Raw genomic sequence first — 5,361 nt, 5'->3', positions numbered from 1 at the left:
CCCGGTGCTCGAAGGCGGACCGCGTCGTCGTCAACGACCAGGCCAGGTCGGCCGGTTCCAGCTCCGGGCGGGCCGTGACCCACTCGCGCAGCCGGTCCGCCTGTGCGGTGAGGGCCTCGGGCGAGCGGCCCGACACCAGCCATGCCCCGGCACCCGGCACCACGGGCGCCTCGGCCGCCACGCCCGGCCCGACTCCCTCGCCGGCACCGTCCTCGACGTCGGGTCCGGCCTCGGCCGGGGCCTCCTCCAGAATGACGTGGGCGTTGGTGCCGCTGATCCCGAACGAGGACACACCCGCGCGGCGTGCGCGCTCTCCGGCCGGCCACGGCACCGCCTCGGTCAGCAGTCCCACCTCGCCCGCGGACCAGTCCACGTGCGGCGACGGCTCGGCGGCGTGCAGCGTCTGCGGCAGCGCGCCGTGCTGGAGCGCCAGCACCATCTTGATCACACCGGCGACACCGGACGCGGCCTGGGTGTGCCCGATGTTCGACTTCACCGAGCCGAGCCACAACGGCGGCTGCCCGCCGCGCTCCCGGCCGTAAGTAGCGAGCAGGGCCTGCGCCTCGATCGGGTCACCGAGCGTCGTGCCGGTGCCGTGCGCCTCGACGACGTCGACCTGGTCCGCGCCGATGCCGGCATTCGCCAGCGCGGCGCGGATCACCCGCTGCTGCGCGGGGCCGTTCGGCGCCGTCAGGCCGTTGGAGGCGCCGTCCTGGTTGACCGCGGAGCCGCGGACCACCGCCAGCACCTGGTGGCCGTTGCGCAGGGCGTCCGACAGGCGCTCCACGACGACCATGCCGGCACCCTCGCCCATGCCCATGCCGTCGGCGTCGGCGGAGAACGCCTTGCAGCGTCCGTCCAGGGCGAGCCCGCGCTGCCGGGAGAAGCCCACCATCTCCCACGGCGTCGCCATGATCGTGACACCGCCGACCAGCGCCAGCGAGCACTCGCCGGACCGCACGGCCTGGCTCGCCAGGTGCAGTGCCACCAGCGAGGAGGAGCATGCCGTGTCCACGGTCACCGCCGGGCCCTCCAGGCCCAGGGCGTAGGCGACGCGGCCGGACAGCACGCTGGTCGCGTTGCCGGTCATCAGGTGGCCTTCGAGTCCCGACGCTCCGTCGCCGGTCAGCGCGACGGCCATGCCGTAGCCCGAGCCGTAGCCGCCCGCGAACACGCCGGTGGAGCTGCCGCGCAGGGACACCGGGTCGATGCCGGCGCGCTCCAGGGCCTCCCAGGAGACCTCCAGCAGAAGGCGCTGCTGCGGGTCGGTCGCCATGGCTTCGCGTGGGCTGATCCCGAAGAATCCGGCGTCGAAGTCCCCCGCGCCGGTGAGGAAGCCACCCTGCTGGGTGTAGGAGGTCCCGTCGTTGTCGGGGTCGGGGTCGAAGAGGCTCTCCAGGTCCCAGCCGCGGTCCTGCGGTACGCCGCCGACCGCGTCGCCGCCGGTGGCCAGCAGGTTCCAGAAGGCCTCCGGGCTGCTCGCGCCGCCCGGGAACCGGCACGCCATGCCGACGATCGCCAGCGGCTCGCCGGGGTCGGCCGGGCCCGCGCCCGCCGTCGGGGCGCCCGTGACCACCGCGGTCTCCTGGGGCAGTTCCCCCGCGAGTTCCGTGCGCAGGTGCGCGGCGAGCGCGACCGGGGTCGGGTAGTCGAAGATCAGGGTGGAGGGCAGCCGCAGCCCGGTCGCCGCGTTCAGGCCGTTGCGCAGTTCGACCGCGGTCAGCGAGTCGAAACCCAGGTCGCTGAAGGCGCGCTGGGCCTCGACGGCCTCGGCGGAGGCGTAGCCGAGGATCGCGGCCGCCTCGGCGCGCACGACGTCGGCGAGCACCCGCTCCTGCTCGGCCCGGCCGAGGCCGGCCAGCCGTCGCGCCAGTTCTCCGTCACCGCGCACCACGGTCTCGGATCCGGTGCTCGCGGCAGCCAGTCGGCGGATCTCGGGCAGGTCGCGGACCAGGGGCATCTGTCGTACGTCGACCGAGCCGGGCACCGCCGCCAGTTGCGGCCAGTCGACGTCCATCACGGTCACGACCGGGTCGGGGCCGTCGAGGGCTTCGCCGAGCGCCCGCAGGGCGAGCTGCGGGTCCATCGCCGGCATGGGCCCCTGGGCCGTCCGGTGCCGGACGACGTCGCTCGACCCGGCCAGACCGCCGCCGGCCCAGGCTCCCCAGGCCACGGCGAGACCGGCCAGGCCACGGGCGCGCCGGTTCTCGGCCACGGCGTCGAGGAAGGCGTTCGCCGCCGCGTAGTTGCCCTGGCCGGCGGCGCCCAGCGTGGCCGCGGAGGAGGAGAAGAGCACGAAGGCGTCGAGGTCCAGGCCGGACGTCAGTTCGTCGAGCAGGGCCGCGCCCATGGCCTTGGCCGACAGCGCGGTCTGCAGGCGTGGGGCGGACAGCCGGTCCACCACGCCGTCGTCCAGTACGGCTGCGGTGTGCATCACCGAGGACACGGCAGGGCCCTCGGCCGCGGTCCGGGCGAGCACGCCGGACAGGTCGGCGCGGCTGCTCACGTCGCAGGCGACGATGTCGACCGTGGATCCGGCGGCGGCGAGTTCCGCGGCCAGGGCCGCGGCGCCGGCCGCTGCGGGCCCGGAGCGGCTGGTGAGCACCAGGCGCGGTGCGCCGCGTCCGGTCAGCCACCGTGCGACGTGGCCGGCGATCGCGCCGGTGCCGCCGGTTATCAGCACGCTGCCGCGCGGCGCCCAGGGCGTTTCGGTGTCCCGGGGCTGCGCGGCCCGGGTCAGGCGGCGGCCGAGGATTCCGGCCGACCGGATCGCGGCCTGGTCCTCGCCGCACCCGGCCAGGACCGCGGTCAGCCGGGCGCCGGCCCGGTCGTCGAGGACGGCGGGCAGGTCGATCAACCCGCCCCAACGTTCGGGGTGTTCCATTCCCACGACCCGGCCGAGGCCCCAGGTCTGCGCCTGCACCGGACTGGCGAGCACCTCGCTGGGCCCGGCGGCCACCGCGCCGCGGGTGAGGATCCACAAGGGGGCGTCGATCCCGGTGTCGCCGAGGGCCTGCACCAGGCCCAGGGTCGCCGCCAGTCCGACGGTGACCACGGGGTGTTCGGCGACCGGCGTCGCGTCCAGGGCGAGCAGCGACACCACGCCGCAGACGGCGGACGGCTCGGTGCCTTCCAGAGCCTGGCCGAGCAGCGCGGCCACGTCGGCGCGCTCCACGCCCGTGGCCCCGGCCTCGGCCACGACGACCCCGGCGCCGCGGGCGCGCAACGCCGCCACGCATCCGCTCACCGTCTCGTCGTCGGCGGACCCGGCCGGAGCCACGACGAGCCAGGCGCCGGTCAGTGCCCGCGGGTCGGGTTCGGCGACCGGGGCCCAGGTAACGCGGTAGCGCCAGTTCGCGGTGACCGAGCGGTCCCGCTCCCGGCGCCGCCACGAGGCCAGCGCCGGCAGGATCTCGCTGAACGGACGGGTGCTGTCGACCGCCAGGGTGTCGGCGATCTGTGCCAGGTCCCCGTTCTCGATGGCCGCCCACAGTCGCGCCTCGGCCGGTGTGCCCGCGCCGTCACCGAGTGCGGCCGGCACCGACGCGGCCTGGCCGGCCTGTGTCCAGTAGCGCCGGTGCTGGAAGGCGTAGGTGGGCAGTTCGACCCGGTTCGCGGCCGGCAGCAGTGCGTTCCAGTCGACGGTCGCGCCGTGGACGAACGCCCGCGCCACACCGTTCAGCAGGCCCTTCACACCCTGCCCGTCCACCTCCTTGCGCCGCTGGAGCGGAACGAACACACCCTCCTCGCCCCCGACGGCCGCGACGGCGTCCGGGCCCAGCGACGACAGCGATCCGTCGGGACCGACCTCCAGGAACACCGAGACGCCCTGCGCGGCGAGAGCGGCTACCGCATCGGCGAACCGCACCGCCCCACGCGTCTGCGCCGGCCAGTACCCGGGATCGCACTCCGTCAGCACCTCCCCGGTCAACGCACCCGCCCACAGCAACTGCGGCCGCTCGTACGCCAACTCGCCAGCCAGCGCGCCCAGTTCATCCAGGACCCGATCCATCGCCGCCGAGTGGAACGCGTGCGACACACGCAGCCGCCGCACCCGACGACCCCGCTCCCGCCAGTACTCCACCACCTGCTCCACGGCATCGGACTCGCCGGAGACCACCACCGACTCAGGACCGTTCACCGCCGCGACCGACACCCCCGACAGCTGCTCCAGCCCGGCAAGAACCTCCGTCTCCGACGCACCCACCGCCGCCATCGCCCCGCCACCCGGCAGCCCCTGCATCAGACGAGCCCGCGCCGCCACCAGCCGGCACGCGTCCTCCAGTGACAGCACCCCGGCCACGTACGCGGCCGCCACCTCACCCACCGAATGACCCACCACCGCATCCGCCACCACACCCGCCGCCCTCAACACCGCAGCCAGCGCGACCTCGAACGCGAACAGACCCGCCTGCGCGTACAGCGTCTGATCGGCCAGAGCCTCATCGACGCCGTCCGCACCCAGGACCACGTCCCGGACCGACACCCCCAACTCCAACTCCAGCAGCCCGCACACCCGGTCGAACACCTCGGCGAAGACCGGACTGCCCCCGTACAGCCCCCGCCCCATCCCCACCCACTGCGAACCCTGACCCGCGAAGACCAGACCCACCCGCGCAGCCCGCAGTGCGACCCCTGACACCACCGCACCGGCGGAAGCTCCCTCGGCCAGGCTCTCCAGGCCCGCCACCAGTTCCTCCCGGCCGCTGCCCCGCACCACGGCCCGGTGTTCGAACACCGACCGCGTCGCCACCAGCGAACGGCCCACGTCCGCGGGTTCCAGCTCCGGGCGGGCCGTGACCCACTCCCGCAGCCGCGCCGCCTGCGCGGCCAGGCCCTCCGCCGACCGGCCCGACACCACCCACACACCGGTTCCCGCGGTGTCGATCACCGCGGGCCTGTCGGCCGGCTCGGTCTTCTGGGCGCTCGCGTCGGCGGGCTCGTCCGCCGTCTGCTCCGGTGGGGGGTCCTCGGCCAGGGCTTCTTCCACGATGACGTGCGCGTTGGTGCCGCTGACTCCGAAGGAGGACACACCGGCACGGCGGGGGCGTTCCCCCGCGGGCCAGGACACCGCCTCGTTGAGCAGCCGTACCTCGCCGGCCGACCAGTCGATGTGGGGCGAGGGTTCGTCGGCGTGGAGCGTGCGCGGCAGCTGCTGGTGCTGCAGCGCCAGCACCATCTTGATGACACCCGCGACACCGGCCGCCGCCTGGGTGTGTCCGAGGTTGGACTTCACCGACCCCAGCCACAACGGCCCCTGTTCGCCCCGGTCCTGGCCGTAGGTGGCGAGCAGGGCCTGCGCCTCGATCGGGTCGCCCAGCGGGGTTCCCGTGCCGTGCGCCTCCACCGCGTCCACATCGG

Annotated in this window: 1 protein-coding gene; it reads right to left on the bottom strand. The window is 74.9% G+C overall.

The window, feature by feature from the left end; translation table 11 throughout:
• Positions 1–5,361 (bottom strand): SDR family NAD(P)-dependent oxidoreductase (locus ACFZCP_RS45695; protein ID WP_391443165.1); only part of this gene is annotated, 5,361 nt, incomplete at both ends.

The sequence above is a fragment of the Streptomyces sp. NPDC007971 genome, from assembly GCF_042958635.1.
Lineage (GTDB): Bacteria > Actinomycetota > Actinomycetes > Streptomycetales > Streptomycetaceae > Streptomyces.
Note: the sequence above shows the minus strand (reverse complement) of the source record. Positions and strands in the feature narration are given on the sequence as shown.